We start from the raw sequence: 17,884 nt of genomic DNA, 5'->3' as shown, positions 1-17,884 counted from the left end.
GGTTCATATATTGCTGGTCAGGCTCATCAGCGGCAGCATGATCGCGAGCATGATCACCGCCACCAGCACCGCCATGACCACGGTCAGCGACGGCACCAGCGCGGCGAGCAGGCGGTCGATGCCGCGCTTGGCTTCAACGTCGAACACATCGGCGACCTTGAGCAGCATGCTGTCGAGTTCGCCGGCCTGTTCGCCGACTTCAATCATTTGCAGCGCCAGGTCGGGCAGCAGCGGCTGCGCGCCAAAGGCACTGGCGAGGGTGCCGCCGCCCTTGACGGATTCGGCGGCCTGGGCGACTTGCGCTTGCAGCGCGCGGTTGGTGCACACCTGCCGGGCGATCACCAGCGCCTGCAGCAGCGCCACGCCGTTACTCAGCAGGGTGCCGAGGGTGCGCGTCAACCGCGCCGCTTCGACCCGTTGCAGCAGCGGGCCGATCACCCGGATGCCGAGCACGCGGCGGTCATAACGTTCACGGCGCTGCGGGTCACGCAGGCGTGCAGCCAGTGTCCAGATCATCACAATCAACCCGGCCAACACTGCCAGGCCGTAGGCCCCGAGAAACTGGCCGAGCCCGAGAATCACTTCAGTGATCAGCGGAATGGGCACACCGAGGTCTTTGAAAATGGGTACAAACTGCGGCACCACATAGGCCAGCAGCAGCGCCAGCGAACCCAGTACGCCGACCACCAGAAAGGCCGGGTAGATCAGCGCGTTGATCACCTCGCCCCGCAGTAATTGGCTGCGCTCCAGGTAGTCACTGAGCTGGCGCAGGGTGTTTTCCAGGGCGCCGCCCGCCTCGCCCGCGCGCACCATGCTCAGGTACAGCGGCGAGAACGTGCTGCCCTCTTCCTCCAGCGCTTTGGATAACGGCTGGCCGGCTTTGACCTGTTCGCGGATACGCTCGATGAGGGCGCGGGTCTGCGGCTGGCCAGGTTGCTTGAGCAGGATGCCCAGCGAGCGCTCCAGCGGCTGGCCGGCGCCTAACAGGGTGGCCAGTTGCTGGGTGAAACTGACCAGCGCCGCGCCGCTCAACTGACCACGGCCAAGGGCATTGAGCAGCCCTTGGGCACCGGCGACGTCAACCTGCAACACCAGCAGCCCGCGCTTGTGCAAGAGGGCGACGGCGGCGTCGAGGTCCTTGGCGTCGAGCGTGCCGTTTTGCGCAGCGCCCTGGCTGTCGAGCGCGCGGTACTTGAACAGGCTCACGTGCCCTCCCCGCGGGTCACGCGCAGCACTTCTTCCAGCGAGGTCACGCCGGCAACGGCCTGGCGCAGGCCTTCTTCATGCAAAGTGCGCAAGCCGCCACGGCGGGCGGCGGCTTCGAGGGTGGCGGCGTCGGCCTGGCGCATCAGCAGGCCGCGCAGTTCTTCATTCATCACCAGCAATTCGGTGATTGCGCTGCGACCGTGGTAACCACCGCCCGGCGCATTGGCACGCGGGCGATAGAGCATGATCGGTCGCGCATCGGTAAAGCTGTCCAGGCCATGCTCGGCGATCAGTTCGGGCGGTGCCTCAAAAGCTTCGCGAGTGGCAGGGTCGAGGCGGCGCACCAGGCGCTGGGCCAGGATGCCGTTGACGGTCGAGGCAATCAGGTAGCTCTCGACCCCCATGTCAAGCAGCCGCGTGATACTCGCCGCCGCGCTGTTGGTGTGCAAAGTAGAAAGCACCAAATGCCCGGTCAGCGACGATTGAATAGCGATGCGGCAGGTTTCCAGGTCGCGGATTTCGCCGATCATGATCACGTCCGGGTCCTGACGCACGATAGAGCGCAGCGCGCCGGCAAAATCCAGGCCGATGGCCGGCTTGACCTGAATCTGGTTGATGCCTTCCAGTTGATATTCCACCGGGTCTTCAACCGTGATGATCTTGCGCTCGGCGGTGTTGAGCCGTGACAGCGCGGTGTACAGCGTGGTGGTCTTGCCCGAGCCGGTCGGGCCGGTCACCAGCAGAATGCCGTGGGGCCGCTCCAGCACTTCAAGGAAGGTTTCCAGGCGCTGTCCGTCGAAGCCCAGGCTCTGGAAATCGAACTGAACGGTCTGCCGGTCAAGCAGACGCATGACCACCGATTCGCCAAAACTAGTGGGCACGGTAGACACCCGAAGGTCGAGCTCCTTGCCCTGGATGCGCAGCATGATCCGGCCGTCCTGGGGCAGACGCCGTTCGGCGATGTCCAGGCGCGCCATGATTTTCACCCGCGAAATCACCGCGGCGGATGAGCTCGACGGTGGCGCCTCGGCCTCGTGCAGCACGCCGTCGATGCGGTAGCGCACCTTGAGCTGGTTTTCGAAGGGTTCGATATGGATGTCCGAGGCGCGATGTTCCACCGCGCGCTGCAGGATCAGGTTGACCAGGCGAATCACCGGCGCCTCGGAGGCCATGTCCTTGAGGTGTTCGATGTCTTCCAGCGCACCGCTCTGCTCGTCGAGGTTTTCGATCAGCGTGCCCATGGCCGAGCGCCCCTGGCCGTAGTAGCGCTCGATCAGGGTTTCGACCTCGTTGCGCGGGCCGACCGCCAGCCACACGGGCACGCCGCAGGCATAGGCCATGGCCTGGAACGGGTAGACCCGCGACGGGTTGGCTGCCAGCACGCGCAGACCACCCTGGCTCCAGCCCACGGGCACCACCTGGTAGTGGCGCATAAAGCGCTCGGTCAGGTTCGGTAAAGGGTCAAGCAAAGGTGGCGCGGCGTCGGCCAGCAGCAGCGGCGCGCCGAGCAGGTCGGCCCAGGCGCGGGCCAGTTCGACTTCGGAGACCAACCCCAGGCGGGTCAGCAGGCCAAGTAATTCAGTGTCGGCGCCCTCTTGGGACAGGCGACGGGCGCGCTCCAGGTCCACCGTTTTCAACCCGGCCTGTTGCATCAGCCACGCGCAGACCTGTTCGGTATCCGGGACGTGCATCTGGCAGGCATCGATGGGCGTTGAGGGACTTGGCATAAGCAGCTATCTGAGGGGCAATGTTCTACAGAACTGCAGGAACCCTTGTGGGAGGGGGCTCGCCCCCGATAGCAGTGGACCAGTTGGCGCATGTGCTGGCTGATACACCGCTATCGGGGGCAAGCCCCCTCCCACAGGGGACCGCGTTTCCAGGTTAGTTCGAGGTCTTCGGCGCGGCCTGGCTGCTGCTCAGCGGTCGGCCGCCCTTGGTGGTTTCGGCTTTCTGTTTTTTCGCCGCCTTGGCGTCGTGGGTCTGGGTCAGCACGGTGGAATCGGTAGCACCCGACGTCGCATCGGCGTCGGTTGATTCAGCGGCCATGGCCGCGCCACTCAGTGCAACGCCGAGCACGAGGCCGGCACCCATCAGGGACATTTTCATAAACATTCTCCAGTTCAAAAACAGCGGACAGCTCAAGTGGCGCCTTGAATTCGATCAAGACCCTACACCAAAGCGTTGTGAATGACAGCTTGTATAAAACATGGCCTTTTAGAACTACCGGGCAACGCCACTAGTTCGCCATGCCGCCATAAATTTCCTTAAACCAATCGACTGGTAGGTTTAACCTTAGTTCCAAAACGTAATGAAATATTTCTTATTTCACGCAAAAATTAGCTTTTGTTTGACTTATAACCGCAAGAATTGCCTTAATTATGCAGTTTTAGCGGTTCAAAACGCTATCGCGTGATGCCACTTAGGCACTACCCATAACAACAATCACTACAATTATTAAACTTTTAATACTGCAAAAACTGCCAAGTAGTTGCAATTAGCCATTGGTTAAAAATTGCGATCAAGGCGGACTATTGCCCGTGAAAAAGTGACGAGCGCGCTGTGTGAAGCGCGCGTCTTGGCGCCCTATTTTCAATAAACAGTTGTCGGAGAAACCCATGAACAAACGCAAATTGATCGGTGCGCAGTCGGCATTTGCCCTGCTGGCACTGGCCGTGTCCCAGGTGCATGCGGCCACCAGCCCGGCCCTGGACGAGGGCCGGGTGAGCCGCGCAGAAAAGGCCGCGGACAAAACCCTGGCGAAGATGACCATGGAAGAAAAACTCGCCTACATCGGCGGCACTGGCGGTTGGGACGTCAAGCCGCTGATCCAGTACGGCATCCCGCAGATCCACGGCGCCGACGGCGGTGTCGGCGTGCGCTACACCAGTGAAGGCAACGCGCAGGGCGTGGTATACCCGTCCGGGCCGAACCTGGCAGCCAGCTGGAACCCGCGTCGCGCCATCGACCTGGGCCGCGCCCTGGGCTACGACACCGCCAGCGGCGGATATCAGTTCGTCACCGGCCCCGGCGTCAACCTGTACCGCATGCCGTACAGCGGCCGTGCGTTCGAGTATTTGTCGGGTGAAGACCCCTTCCTCGGCGCCAGCCTGGGACCGGCAGTGATCAACGGGATTCAGTCGCGCGGCGTGTGGGCCAACGCCAAGCATTTCGCCGCCAATGACCAGGAAAGCAACCGCTTCCACCTCAACGAAACCATCAGCGAGCGCGTGCTGCGCGAGATGACCCTGCCGCCTTTCGAGTCCGCCTCCAAGAACAGCAAAGTCGCGATGATGATGTGTGCATTCCAGAAGGTGAACGGCGAGTTCGCGTGCCAGAACAAGCACCTGATGCGCGACATCCTGAAAACCGAATGGGGCTATCCGGGCTTCGTCCAGAGTGACTACAACGCCGTGGTCGACGGCTTGCCGGCAGCACAGGCCGGTACTGACCTGGACATGATGGGCTACCAGATGAACAGCACCGTCCTCAAGCCGTACCTGGACAGTGGTGAGCTGAGCAGCGCGACCATCGATGACAAGGTTCGCCGCATCCTCAAGCAGATCTACCTGTACACGTTCGACAGCAAAGCCCCGCTGACCAGCCACAACATGAACAGCGCCACCAGCAACCGCACGGCGCTCAATGCCGCGCGCGAAGGCATCGTGCTGCTGAAAAACCAGAACAGCCTGCTGCCGCTGGACGCCAAGAAGGTCAAGCGCATCGCCGTGGTCGGCACCCTGGCCAAGTACGCGCCGCCTACCGGTTTCGGCAGCGCCAATGTGATGGCCGCCAACTACATCAGCGAGCTGAGCGGCTTACAGCAACTGGCGCCAGGCGCCAAGGTCGAGTTCATCGACGGGCTGTCGCTGGACCCGGCCACCTCCAGCTGGACCCATGCCGACAGCAATGGCACTAGCGTCAAAGGCCTGAAGACCGAGTTCTTCAGCAACACCAACTGGTCCGGTGACCCGGCTGCCACCCGCACTGACAGCCACATCAACCTCGACTGGTCCACCGACAGCCTGCCGGTGAATGGCGATACCGCCGCCACGTCGATTCGCTACAGCGGCCAGATCACCCCGACCGTCAGCGGCGAACAGGTGTTCAAGATCCGCGCCGACGGTGCGGTACGCCTGTACGTCAACGGCAAGAAAGTCCTCGACAACGGCGACGGCAAGCCGCTGCCGAACAACAGCATTCCGCCGACCATCCCGGTGTTCGCCAAGGTCAATCTTGAAGCGGGCAAACCGGTCGACATCAAGCTCGAATACTCGCGCCGCAACGGCTACCTCTCCACCATGGGCGGCCTGGTCGGCGTGCAGATGAGCTGGGCCTCGCTGGTTGCGCCACAGGACCTGGCCCAGTACGACGCCGTACTGGTGGCAGCCGGCAACAGCAATGAATACGAGGGCGAAGGCTTCGACCACAGCTTCGACCTGCCGGAATACCAGAACCTGCTGATCCAGAGCATCGCCAAGGTCAACCCGAACACCGTGGTCACCCTGCACGGCGGCACCGGCTTGAAGATGAGCGACTGGATCGACCAGGTGCCGGCCGCACTGCACGCGTTCTACCCTGGGCAGAACGGCGGCCAGGCCCTGGCAGAGATCCTGCTGGGCAAGGTCAACCCGTCGGCCAAGCTGCCGATCAGTATCGAACGCAATATCGAAGACAACCCGATCTATGCGACTTTCCCCAAGTTCGACAATCAGGAAACCCTGAGCGAGATGAGCTACAAGGACGACCTGTTCCTGGGCTATCGCGGCTACGAGAAGAAGGGCATCAAGCCGCTGTATCCGTTCGGTTATGGCTTGTCGTACACCACCTTCGGCTACAGCAACATCAGCGTCAGCCCTGGCGTCGCAGTGGCCGGTGCGCCGATCAAGGTGTCGTTCGATCTGACCAACACCGGCAAGGTCGCAGGCGCCGAAGTGGCCGAGCTGTACGTGGGCCAGAACAACCCGAAAGTCGAACGCGCGATCAAGGAGCTCAAGGGCTACAAGAAAGTGTTCCTCAAGCCTGGCCAGAGCAAGCGCGTGACCATCGAGCTCAACGACCGCTCGCTGGCCTACTACGATGTGGCCGGCAAGCAGTGGGTGGTGGATGCCGACAGCTTCAACCTGTCGGTGGGCGCTTCGTCCCAGGACATCCGCCTGAACGCCAAGCTGGTCAACCCGTTCCGCCAGGAACTGTCGACCACCACCAGCAACCCTCTGCCGCGTTCGGCGCTTAATTCGACGTTGCGTGAATCGACGGTGAAGACCGGCGGCGTGCTGCATCAAAATGAAGGGGATAGCGGCACCAGCGACGGTGATGGCTATGACATGAGCGATGACAGCAGCCAGGGCAGTGCTGCGGGCAACTGATCCCTGCGGGAGGGTGCCTTGCTCCCGATAGCGGTTGTCCAGTCGACACTTGTATCGACTGAATCACTGCTATCGGGCACCTAGGTATCTACACAGGTATCTACACAATACTGCAGCGCCCCCCTAACCACGATGCGCAGCGAGCCGCTCTTGACCTTGACCTTGACCTTGACCTTGATCTTGATCTTGATCTGCTTTTGATCTTAGGCGCCCCGTTAAACCACGCTGGCCGAACGCAGGCTTGAATCCGTGGGCAACCCGGCAGGACGCCGGGTTAGCCGCACTGGGCCAGGGATGGCCCATTGCGGCGGCCCACGGATTCAAGCCGGAGAGAGGGCACACCGAGCATGAGCGAGGTGCCGAGTGGTGGGGCAAGAGCCTTTTTGGTTACTTTTGGGGCTCTTTTCCAAAAGTGACCCGCTGTAAAAGCGGAACCGATAGCAGCCGTGACCGCAGAAACGGATATGTACTCGGTCCAATCCAACATCCTGGTCGGCCCAGAGGCCGCCATCGGGGGCAAGCCCCCTCCCACATTTGGATTGTGGAGCATCAGTAAGATAGTCATAAGCTAACAACGGGGGGCAAGTCGAATCGTCGCACAGCCCCTCCCACATTTGGATTGTGTTCGACTCAGGCTCTAATTGCCGCTTCGACCCGCGCAATATACGCATCGAACCGCGCCACCAGGTCCACCCGCTCCGGAAAGCGCAGCCACTGGATCTGCAGGCCATCCATCATGGCCAGGATCTCTTCCACCAGCCCGGCGATGTCGACATCGCTGCGCACCTCCCCCGCCACCACCAGGTCGGCGAACTGCCCCTGCAAACGTCGCTGGATCCCCGCATAGCGCTCCTGGAACCAGCCCCACGCCGGTTGCGTATCAAGCAGGCTTTCCGCATTCAAAATGGTAAACGCGCGCACCACGCCAGGCGCGGTGGCATTCGAACGGTTGATCGCACGCAGGCTGCCAAGCAACCCGCTCAACGACTTCTCGGCGCGTACTTCATCGGCAATCCGTTGGTTGACTTCGTCGCGGCGTTGCAGCACGCCCATCAACAACGAGATCTTGCTGGGAAAGTGATGCAACAGGCCAGCCACGGAAATACCGACAATCGCCGCCACCTGGGCCACGGAGGCGCCGCTGTAGCCCTCCAGGGAGAACACCTGCAAGGCCGCGTCCAGCAGCTCTTCGCGGCGTTTTTCTCCCTTGGGTGCACGGCGGGTTTTAGGGGCGGGTTCGGTCATGGGAACATCCTTGTGGGCAGGCCTGCACCGTATCCAAATTGCCCCTGGGCCGCAAATAAAGCTCAGGCGCTTTCGCGTTTGATCAAGCGGCAGTCCAACAGCTTCAAGCGCTGTACCTCAACCACCACCGGCAGTCCGCCAAGGCTTTCCAGCACCCGCGTGGCCGCCAGCACACCGATTTCCAACGCCGGCGGCTTGCTGGTGCTCAGGCTCGGCAACAGCATTTCGGCAAACGGGTAATCGCCGAAACCGAGTACCGCGCAGTCCTGGAGGATCTTCAACCCGGCACGCTGCCCCGCCAGCAAGCCACCGGCGGCCAGGTTGTCATTGGCGAAGAAGATCGCGTCGGCGGTGTGGCATGGCTCATCAGGCTTTCCATCGCCTGATTGCCCGCATCAAAAGGCGCGCGATCGGCGTCGGGGGCAAGCCCCCGCCCACAGGTTGATGGGTGTTTACAGCCCTCAGAAATCGACAGTGGCCGACAACAGGTAGGTACGCGGGGTCGACAGGGTCAATCCCGGCTCACTGTCATCCGACGCACCGGCCGAACTCCAGTAGCGCTTGTCGGCGACGTTCTCCACATTGGCCCGCAGGGTGATGCGCTTGTCATCGACCTTGAACGCGTAACGCGCACCCACGTCGATGCGGTTCCAGGCGTCGATCTGTTTGACGTTGGACTGGTCCAGGTACTGTGAGCTCGAGTAAATGCCGCGACTGGTCAGGGTCAGGCCTTCCAGCGTCGGCACGTCCCATTCGGCGCCCAGGTTCACGTTGTATTTGGGTGTGGCGGGCGCGCGATTGCCGTCGAACGTACCGTTGGTGGTGTGGGTCAGTTCGCTGTCGATGTACATCACCCCGCCGAGCAGGCGCAAGCCCTTCAGTGGTTCGCCGAACACGCTCAATTCCATCCCATTGTTCTGGCGCTTGCCGTTGGGGCCGAACACCCGCGAGGTGGCGTTGGTCTCATACGCCGGTTGCCTGATACGGAACACGGCGGCGGTCACGGCAAAGGCCCCAGCGTCGTATTTGGCGCCCGCTTCGATCTGGCGGCTGATAAAGGGCGGGAAGATTTCGTCCTCGTTGATCGAGGTGGACGGTGCGACCTTGCCCTGGCTCAGACCTTCCATATAGTTGGCGTACAACGACAGTTTGTCGGTGGCCTTGAACAGCACGCCGCCCGAGGGCGAGATCTTTTCTTCATCGTAGGCGGTGGCGCCTTTGACGTTGTCGGTCCAGTCATCCACCTTCACCCGCTGCCAGCGCGCGCCAAGGGTCAACAGCAAACGGTCGTCGAAAAAGCCCAGGGTGTCGGACAAGGCCACGCCGCTGAATGTATTTTCGGTATAGACCTTGGAATCAAAGCGCGTCGGCCGTGAGGGCGCCGGGGTCTGTACCGGATTGTAGAGGTTGCTCGGCGCCGCCGCATACCGCGCCCCGCCGTTTTCAAAGTCCATGTAGAAGTAGCTGGCCGCCAGGTTGATTTCATGACTGACCGGCCCGCTGTGGAACCAGCTGCGCACGCCTGCAGTGGCGGTGCGCACGTTTTCATCGCGGGTAAAATCACGCGGCAGCACGCTGAAATCCCCGGCGTTGTTGGTGACCGAAACCGCGTGGCGCAGGAAGTCATGGTTACTCTTGCGCGCGCCTACCCCGCCGTACAGCATCACACTGTCGCTGAGATCGAACTCGCCGTTGACCGTGCCAAAGGTGTCGTTGGTACTGGCCTTGCTCCAGGACTGCGCGTAGTTGCGTCGCACATCATTGGCGCTTGGCACCTTGGCATTGGCGCCGACCTGCACGCGCTCCTGGGGCGCATCGGTGTCCCGCTCGGTACGCCCGATATCGGTGGAAAGACGCAGGCGCTCGCCGCGAAAGTCCAGGCCGAGCACCGCCATTTCGCGGTCAACCGACTGATGATCCCACGCCGTATCCCCGGCCTGTTTCACCCCGTTGAAACGGATACCGAATTTGTTGTCCTCGCCAAACCGACGCCCGATATCCACCGCGCCACCGGCCTGGCTGTCGGACGCCCAACTGCCGGTGAATGAATTGATGTCCTTGTCGGTAGCACGCTTGGGCACCACGTTGATCCCGCCGCCGACACTGCCGCGAGGGGAGATGCCATTGATCAACTGCGTCGGGCCCTTGAGGATATCGACGCGGTCGGCCATTTCCATGTCGATGGTGTAAGTCGGCAACACACCGTACAAGCCGTTATAGGCCACATCGCTGTTGAACAGGCTGAACCCACGGATGGTGAACTGCTCATAACGCCCGCCGGCCGGGTTGGTGGCACGCACCGAAGGGTCGCTGGCGATCAGATCGCCGAGGGTGCGCGCCTGCTGGTTCTTCACCGCATCCGCGGTGTAGGTGGTCATGCTGAACGGCGTTTCCATGAAGTCCCGCGAGCCCAGCAGCCCTTGCGAACCGCGACGCGCCACCTGACCACCGGCATACGTGTCGCCGTCGGCCAGCCCTGTGGTGCCCACAATCGACGTCGGCGCCAATTGCAGGCTCGCGCCCTCCGGCACCGCCACTAACACATACGCCTGCTCCCCCATCGGTTGCAGTTGCAGACCGGAGCCTTGCAGCAACCGTGCGAAGCCCTCCTCCACGGCATAATCGCCGGACAAGCCACCGCTGCTGCGACCGCTGACCAACGCCGGATCGACCGACAGGTTGACCCCCGCCAGCCCGGCGAAACGCGTCAGCGCCGCGCTCAAGCTGCCGGCGGGTACCTGGTAACTGCGACGGGCGGCGGCGTCTTCGGCGTAACTGAGCGGGATGAACAGCGGGCTGGTGCTGAGGCTGAGCATCAGGCTCAGTTTCAGTAAGGGACGCAAGGACATGGCGGGGACTGCGGGCATGGGAAGGCTCTCGATTTTATTCACTGCCTGGAATGACAGGCGAGGTGAAAAAAAGGGACAGCCTGCAGTTGGATAATTATTCCTGGGCGCGATTAGAGACCCACCCGGGTATCGCTGTAGCCTCCATCGGCCTTGCGATCAGATATCCCTGAACCTCATGACACCCCCACCCACGGACAAGCTCATACGTTTGCAGGTTCTCAACACCTTCAGCCACCACGCGGTACCCCAACGAATTGGCAAGTTTGATAATTGTGCGTACCAGACACTGACTTCTGGACTGCTGAACCAGGTTTTCAATCAGTGAACGATCTAATTTAACGACACTGGCGGGCAGCCGTTGCAGGTGGGACCAGTTGCTATAGCCCGTTCCGAAGTCATCAATGGCAATCTCGATACCCAACGCACGCAGCTGATTGAGATGGCGCAGGACGCTTTCGAAATCACCTATGCGGGCGCTTTCAGTCAACTCCACTTCAAGTAACCGAGGATCGAAATCAGCCTGTCGAACCCTACGTACCAGAGCGTTTATGAATATTGAAGACTCGATGTCCTGCACAGTGACATTGATCGACACCTTGAAATTCAAGCCCTTGCGCTGCCACTGAGCCGCCTGGTCGATCGTGTTTCGCAAGACCCACAGACTGATCTGCTCCATTAACGCTGTTTTTTCCGCCAGCGGGATGAACTCTGAAGGTCCGATGGCCCCCAGAAGCGGGTGCTCCCAGCGCAGTAGCGCCTCAACCGACGTGCATGTTCCAGTACCTATATCAATACGAGGCTGGTAGACCATTCTGAATTGTTCATCGCCGGCTATAGCCGTTGCCAGCGAGCTCAAGATAATAAAAGTGCGCTGCTGCGTGGCGTCCAGTTTATCCTCGTAGTAACCCCAGCCAACCATTCGATCTCGGGCATCATCCGCGGCGCTGATCGCCAGACGCAGACACTCATGCGGCGACTCACCTGAACGCTCAAGTTTCAACAAGCCCACGCCGACGGTCATCTGCAAAGGAATGTCGTGGCACAGTACCGGCGTGATGTAGTCATTGATAACCGCTTTGCTGACAGCTTCTCCAATGGGGCAAGGCACAATAAGGCCGAACCGTGTAGGACTGATTTTGTAAAGCCGGGATTCGGGTGGAACAATCCTTAACAAGCGCTCCTTGATAGCCAACATCAAGTCCAAAGAAAACTCATAGCCCAACGTCTTGACTACCTCGTTCAAAAAGTCGGGAGAAATCACATCAATCACGACGAGACTACAGACTTGCAGGCGATTCTGAGCATTGCCGATGTCGCTCTCAAGCCGAGCGCGGTTGTATAAGCCTGTGGCAGGGTCAACATAGCTTTCTGATCTGAGCGCAATGATTCGACTCATCACCAGTCCAGCCAGATGCCTCAGCATTGAGGCATCTTGTTCGCTCATCATTGGCCTGGTGACGGTATCAATCACGCACAGAGCGCCAAGACCCAAACCGTCGTCAGTGGTCAGCGGCGCGCCCGCGTAATACCGGATACCTGGAAGCCCGGTGACCAGGGGATTGTCCTGGAAACGCGGATCAAGCATCGCGTCCGGCACCTCGAGAAACTCATGGGAGTACAAGGTATAAGCACAGAAAGATTCGCGGCGGGGCGTTGCATTGATGCTTACGCCGACCTTGGCGCGGAACCACTGCTGGTGTTCATCCACAATTGAAATGAGCACAATGGGTGCTCGGAAGTATTCAGCACAGAGCGCAACGATTTGATCAAACGTATCATCGCGCTGATCGTCGAGCAGACATAGCTCACGGATTCGCAGAAGACGACGTTGCTCAAGGGTTGACAGATCTTCGGCGTGTTCCATCAAACTCTCAACGAAGGTAATGAGATAAAGGACGATTCTTCGACGTCGCGGGCAGAGGCTTCGATCGGCGAGAACAGTGCGACCAACGATTCCTGCGCGACCTAAGCCACTTGAGTCGCGAACCTGCCCACCGCCTCGACGACTCTCTTGGCCCCATCCTGGATTTCAACAATGACCTGGCCTGCCTGCGTGGCAAGTTCAAGGCCTTGCTCTGCCTGGGACTTACTGTTTGCCATCTCAGCGACGGTTTGTTCCACCAGCTTCTGGTTCTGCAACACCACCGATGCGATCTCTTCAGTAGCGGTACTGGTGCGGCCAGCCAGTTGTCGAACTTCATCCGCTACTACAGCGAAGCCTCGCCCCTGCTCACCTGCGCGAGCAGCTTCAATCGCAGCATTCAATGCCAACAAGTTGGTTTGCTGAGCAATACTGCTGATCGTCTGAATGATCGAGCTGATCAACAACGACTGCTTCCCGAGCGCCTCTACCCCGCCGGAGGCAGCCTGCATATCACCCGCGACTTTACGCATGGTGTGCATCGTATCGTTGACTACGACGGCTCCGCGCTGAGCAGTGACATCCGTCTGCTGGGAGATCTCAAATGCAGTTTGGGCTGCTTCACTGACTTCCTGCTCACGCGCAACCTGGTCGGTGATAACCGTCGCAAACTTGACGACCTTGCAGAGCGTTCCTTCGGTGTCATAAACCGGGTTATACGTCGCTTCCAGCCATACCGTCCTACCGCTACTGTCAACACGCTCAAATCGCCCGGCGACAAACTCACCCTTGTTCAAAGTGGACCAGAACTCCTTGTATTTCTGCGACGACGCTTCCTCCGGCCTGCAGAAAATACGGTGGTGACTGCCCTTAGCCTGGCTCAGGTTGTAGCCCATCGCTTTCAGGAACTGCTCATTCGCCATGAGCACATGCCCGGAAAGATCGAATTCGATCACGGCCGTCGAACGAAGTAATGCATCGATGAAGGATGTGTTTTCCGACGCTTGTTCCACGCGCGAAGTGATGTTCGTGGCATGGCAGGTCACATGGCTCAACCTGCCATTTTCATCCTTTACCGGTTGCCAATGTGCGTGAAGCCACACCAGGGAACCGTCAGCGTGCAGGTATCTGTATTCATCAGAGATGGATTTACCGGCCGCTACCGCTGCTCGAAAGTTATGGAAGCATGGGAGCTTGGACACGTACTGCGGAACAACATCAGCCATGGCGCGACCCAGGAGCCGATCCTGGTCGTAGCCCAAGGCGCGTGCGAAATTTTCGTTGCACGCGATAATTTTGAATGTCGGGTCGATGCTCATTGTCAGCATTTCGCGGTTGAGGCCATCGCGCAGTTGGCGCAGCTCCAACAGCTCTGCCGTCTGAGCGTGAAGCTGGTTCTTGATTTTGGTATTGAACATGGAAAACCGCCTATAGGGTCATAGCAAGTCTATCGGCACCACCTGAATGATATTGAGGCCGTCCGCCGCAGATAAAGGATGCGGCGAGAAAGTACCGACCTCAGCCCCCGGTGTGTCAAAGACGTCGTCCTGCCCCAACCTGATATCCTAAGCCGCCGTGAAAAAAGCCACTTTCGCCGTAAGGCGATCCGCTAACTGCGAGAGTTCCATGCTAGCGGTTGCAACTTGATGCGAGCCGGTGGCTGATTGCACGGTGGAGCCGTGAATACGGTTGATGTTTTGAGCAACATCATCAGCCACGCCACTCTGCTGTACAGAAGCGCTGGCAATCTGGGCGTTCATATGACTGATGGCGCCAACCTGCTCGCTGATCCTGGCCAGTGCACTCTGCGCGCTGCGGGTTTGTGTGACGGTTTGGCTCGCCAGCTCGCAACTGTTGCGCATGGTTTGCGAGGCGGCTTGCGTCCCCGATTGCAGCGTGCTGATCATCTCCCGGATTTCCTCGGTTGACTGCTGGGTACGGTTGGCCAGCGAGCGCACTTCATCGGCGACCACCGCAAATCCACGCCCATGCTCTCCTGCCCTCGCCGCCTCAATAGCAGCGTTCAGCGCTAGCAAGTTAGTTTGAGAGGCGATGGAGTTGATGACATCGATCACTGACTCGATATTTTCACTGTATTTGGATACCTGATCTACGGTACCCGTGGTTTGCTCCAGCATTATTGCCAGTTGGTCAATGGCAACGGCAGTGCTGGCAACCAATCGATTACCGTTTTCCACTTCGATGTCCGCCACGCGGGACGCATCAGCTGCCTGCGCGGCATACCCGGATACTTCGCTGACAGTAGCGGCCATTTGCGTGATGGCTGTGGCTACCTGCTCGGCTTCGTGGGTTTGCAGGTTGATCTGGTTATTGTTGGTCGACGAGGTGGCAGACAATTGGATGGAGGACTGATTGACCTCCTGGGCCGCCCTGCGCACTTGTTGAATAGTCTGCGCCAAGTGCACAAGCGCGTCTTTGAGCACCCCCATCACACTCTTGGGGTAATCAGTGCAAATAGTCTGGTTCAGATCACCCGCCGCCAGACGCTCAATGGCCAATGCCACCTCAGTGGGCTCGGCGCCCAACGTCGATTTAACGAAGCGAATAATCACCGCCGATAACGTGACGCTCAGCAGCAGGGCGATACTGGTCGCGATCAGCATCAGGGTACTGAACTGGCTGGCCGTTTCCTGCACCGCGCCAAGCTTGGCCTTGATGGATGCTTCTTCATAGTCAATCAGCGCATTCACGCGCTTTAACCACTCGCTGTAATCCAAAGACGTTTGACGCATCAGAAGCGCCTGGGCTCCGGGAATGTCCCCCGCTCGGCGCATTGAAATGACCGCCTGGGTGGATGTGAGGGTTTGTTGTTCAATCTCCTTGATTGCGGTCAGCAGTCGAAGCTCTTCGCCCGTAACGCTTGCGCGTGTGAACAACTGATCCATTGGCGCCGCCGAGTCGGCGTAGGCTTGCTCCAGGGTTTTAATCTGCGACAAGTATGTGTCCAGATCATGGTCGCTCGTCACGAGCACCGCATCCCGGATAGCAATGGCACGGTTATGCACGCTGCCACGGAAATTGATGGCGTAGCGCTGCACCTTCGCCGCGTTTTCACTGACGTCGCCCAACGTGCCATCAATGAACCCAACGCGCTGAATGCCGATGGCAGTGATCAACATCAGAAGTGCCAGGATGGCTGCGAAACTCAGCCCTATGCGTGTGGCCAACGAGAGCGTTTTCTTCATGGCTTACTCTGAAATATGCCCGTCATGGGACTGGGTTGATGCGGATGACGCGAGGGGCGCGGTGAGCCAATCACGCTGGGTGCGTTGAAGATACGTCGATGCCGGATAACCAATCCATTGAGTATTACGCACTGCATTGATAGCTCAGTGCTATCACGCGAAATAGTGAGCCGCAGGCTCATGAGGCAGCGCGCCGGGTGCCTGCCATCGCTCGGAACCTCAATAAAACGGTGACAGAGGCCCCCGTCAAAGGCTCACGCAATAGCCCTGTATATCACCGGCCTTGACCTGATCGAGTAGTTTCAGCCAATCACTGACTTCCTTGCCGAGGCCCTTATGGCACTGACTCACATCGCTTGCGTCTTTTTGTATTTCCTATTGCTCAGCACTGTCTCGCCCAGCCACGCCAGGGACCTGGCCGAGGGCCTTACCGAACAGTCACCTTCGGTGGCACTTGAAAATAAAAACCAGCGGTACCCGCAATGGACCGGCATCGGTTTACTGAAAAACGCTTTGGGCCAGACCTGCAATGCCGTGCTGCTCGACACGCGCAATCGCCAGGGTAAGGCCGTCGGCCCGGCTTATGTGCTGACCAGCGGGCATTGTGTGTTCTATAGCTACGGTACGGCGCGCATCCGCCAGGCGTTCACCGCCGACGTGACCTTCAATTACTTTCATGACACCCCCGAACGGCATGCCACCTACGCCGTCAAGACGGCACATTGGAGCAGCATGGCGGGCACTGACCTGGCCGTACTCGAACTGGATACGTCACTGGCCGTGCTGGTGGCCAGCGCGATCATGCCCCTCAAGCTCGCCGCTCATCGTCAGACAACGGATCGAGAAGTGATCCATGTGGGAGCGCCGACCGGTTTTCTAAAAAAGGGCCTGCGCATGAGTGCCTGCGCGGAGTCGACCCTCAACAGTTTTGCCGAACACCCCGGCGTGTTTCCCAGCGCCTTGCACAACCGCTGCAACGGTCTGCGCCCAGGCAGCTCCGGCAGTCCGATGCTGGACCGGAACACCAATGAAATCACCAGCATCATCAGCAAAGTCGCGTCTGCCATTCAGAAGGACATTCTCAACAGCTGCCAGAACAACTCGGCGTGCGAAGCCGCCAAATTCAACTACAGCTATCCTGCCAACGACTTGTACTACTGCTTTGTAGACGGTGTTTTCCGTAACGACACCCCAACCTGCCAGCTCAAGGCCGTTGACATCACGCTGGACGAGCCGTGGAATCTGAAACCGTATGTGCATTTAAAACGTGACGCCGCCGACCAGATTACCCATCCGACCTGGAACCTGAGGTTCTCGATCCAGGAGCCGTTCTACCGATTCAAGGCCGTGAATGACATCAGCGATTGCGCACGCACACTCGGATACCAAGTTGCTGCCGCCTCTGACGAGGCCTACATCAACCAGCCCATCGGCCCAGTGCTGGGGCCGCATGTGCTATGCATACTCGGGGTACAAAAGGCCGAGCAGCCGCTGACCGAAGCACTGCTGCGCAATGTGTTCACCCATTCGGTATTCCTGACCAACCCGGCACCGGCCCCGCTGCTCAAGCACCGCTATCACATCGCCTGGGAAAACCAGCGCAACGGTTTCAGCCAGCATTACTACTACAGCGTGAACTCGGCGATCAGCACCACCTGCGGCGATATTGACGACGATCGCTACACCCTGGCCATGGATGGCACTTTTCTTGATATAGCAGAGCTGCCGATCACGCTCTGCAGCTATGCGCGTAACAGCGCTGGGCAACCGTCGGCCATTCGCACAGACGTGATCAAAGGTGCAATGGTTCGCTCGCAGCGTCATGCCAGGTGAGGCAGAACGCATCTGATTCCACGTCTATGCAGATCAACTGCACCGTCGAAGAGATGTTTGCCAGGCTGAGGCGCCTATGCGCCAACACCTCGGTCCTTAACAGCCCGCGGCGGGCCAGGAATTCCAGTAGGTTTTTTTCGCAGACATGAAAAAGCCCAACCGGTGAAGATTGGGCTAAGTCATTGAATAATATGGTCGGGACGGAGTGATTCGAACACTCGACCCCTAGCACCCCATGCTAGTGCGCTACCGGACTGCGCTACGCCCCGACTAGGCGTGTTACTGGGCTTGCTTCTTAACGAAGCGAACCGGAATATA

The 17,884-nt window shown here is 59.5% G+C and carries 10 protein-coding genes, 1 tRNA gene and 1 pseudogene; 2 read left to right on the top strand and 10 right to left on the bottom strand.

The features are described from left to right. Positions 1–3: 3 nt before the first annotated feature. From gspF to PspCFBP13528_RS10470, 3 genes are all read right to left on the bottom strand, one after another. Positions 4–1,206 (bottom strand): type II secretion system inner membrane protein GspF, encoded by a 1,203-nt coding sequence (gene gspF, locus PspCFBP13528_RS10480; protein WP_065952957.1) that lies wholly within the window; start codon positions 1,204–1,206, stop codon positions 4–6. Beyond that, positions 1,203–2,933, bottom strand: coding sequence for a type II secretion system ATPase GspE (gene gspE / locus PspCFBP13528_RS10475; RefSeq protein ID WP_101220001.1), 1,731 nt, complete (start codon positions 2,931–2,933; stop codon positions 1,203–1,205). Before gspE ends, gspF begins: the two co-directional genes overlap by 4 nt. A 154-nt stretch (positions 2,934–3,087) precedes the next feature. Beyond that, the gene (locus PspCFBP13528_RS10470) at positions 3,088–3,312 is read right to left on the bottom strand and encodes a hypothetical protein (protein ID WP_065952955.1); all 225 of its coding nucleotides are present in this window, start codon (positions 3,310–3,312) and stop codon (positions 3,088–3,090) included. A 509-nt stretch (positions 3,313–3,821) separates the two neighbouring features. Between PspCFBP13528_RS10470 and PspCFBP13528_RS10465 the strand changes: the two genes are divergently transcribed. Beyond that, on the top strand, positions 3,822–6,572 hold the full coding sequence (locus PspCFBP13528_RS10465) for a glycoside hydrolase family 3 C-terminal domain-containing protein (protein WP_137200150.1): 2,751 nt from the start codon (positions 3,822–3,824) through the stop codon (positions 6,570–6,572). Positions 6,573–7,202: 630 nt separating this feature from the next. On the opposite strand, the gene PspCFBP13528_RS10455 is transcribed toward PspCFBP13528_RS10465, so the two are convergent. The 6 genes and pseudogenes from PspCFBP13528_RS10455 to PspCFBP13528_RS10430 form a co-directional block, all read right to left on the bottom strand. Beyond that, complete coding sequence (locus tag PspCFBP13528_RS10455) at positions 7,203–7,817, bottom strand: TetR/AcrR family transcriptional regulator (RefSeq protein ID WP_137200149.1); 615 nt, start codon at positions 7,815–7,817, stop codon at positions 7,203–7,205. Between the two features lie 62 nt (positions 7,818–7,879). Further along, a pseudogene (locus PspCFBP13528_RS10450) lies at positions 7,880–8,241 on the bottom strand (substrate-binding domain-containing protein); the annotation flags it as partial. Between the two features lie 37 nt (positions 8,242–8,278). Then, positions 8,279–10,684 (bottom strand): TonB-dependent receptor, encoded by a 2,406-nt coding sequence (locus PspCFBP13528_RS10445; protein ID WP_137200148.1) that lies wholly within the window; start codon positions 10,682–10,684, stop codon positions 8,279–8,281. A gap of 76 nt (positions 10,685–10,760) precedes the next feature. Then, positions 10,761–12,530, bottom strand: a complete 1,770-nt coding sequence (locus PspCFBP13528_RS10440) for a sensor domain-containing phosphodiesterase (RefSeq protein ID WP_137200147.1) — start codon at positions 12,528–12,530, stop codon at positions 10,761–10,763. Positions 12,531–12,631: 101 nt separating this feature from the next. Then, positions 12,632–13,945: a PAS domain-containing methyl-accepting chemotaxis protein gene (locus PspCFBP13528_RS28045; RefSeq protein ID WP_101220253.1), complete on the bottom strand. Its 1,314-nt coding sequence runs from the start codon at positions 13,943–13,945 to the stop codon at positions 12,632–12,634. Between the two features lie 147 nt (positions 13,946–14,092). Next, positions 14,093–15,733 (bottom strand): methyl-accepting chemotaxis protein, encoded by a 1,641-nt coding sequence (locus PspCFBP13528_RS10430; RefSeq protein ID WP_137200146.1) that lies wholly within the window; start codon positions 15,731–15,733, stop codon positions 14,093–14,095. Positions 15,734–16,069: 336 nt separating this feature from the next. Between PspCFBP13528_RS10430 and PspCFBP13528_RS10425 the strand changes: the two genes are divergently transcribed. Next, complete coding sequence (locus PspCFBP13528_RS10425) at positions 16,070–17,566, top strand: trypsin-like peptidase domain-containing protein (RefSeq protein ID WP_241669079.1); 1,497 nt, start codon at positions 16,070–16,072, stop codon at positions 17,564–17,566. Positions 17,567–17,758: 192 nt separating this feature from the next. Here the strand turns inward: PspCFBP13528_RS10425 and PspCFBP13528_RS10420 are convergent. Then, positions 17,759–17,835: transfer RNA gene (locus PspCFBP13528_RS10420), tRNA-Pro, on the bottom strand. Between the last annotated feature and the right edge of the window lie 49 nt (positions 17,836–17,884).

Source organism: Pseudomonas sp. CFBP13528 (assembly GCF_005233615.1).
Classification (GTDB): Bacteria; Pseudomonadota; Gammaproteobacteria; order Pseudomonadales; family Pseudomonadaceae; genus Aquipseudomonas; species Aquipseudomonas fluorescens_AM.
The sequence above is the reverse complement of the archived record's forward strand: the minus strand, read 5'-3'. Positions and strand labels throughout refer to the sequence as shown.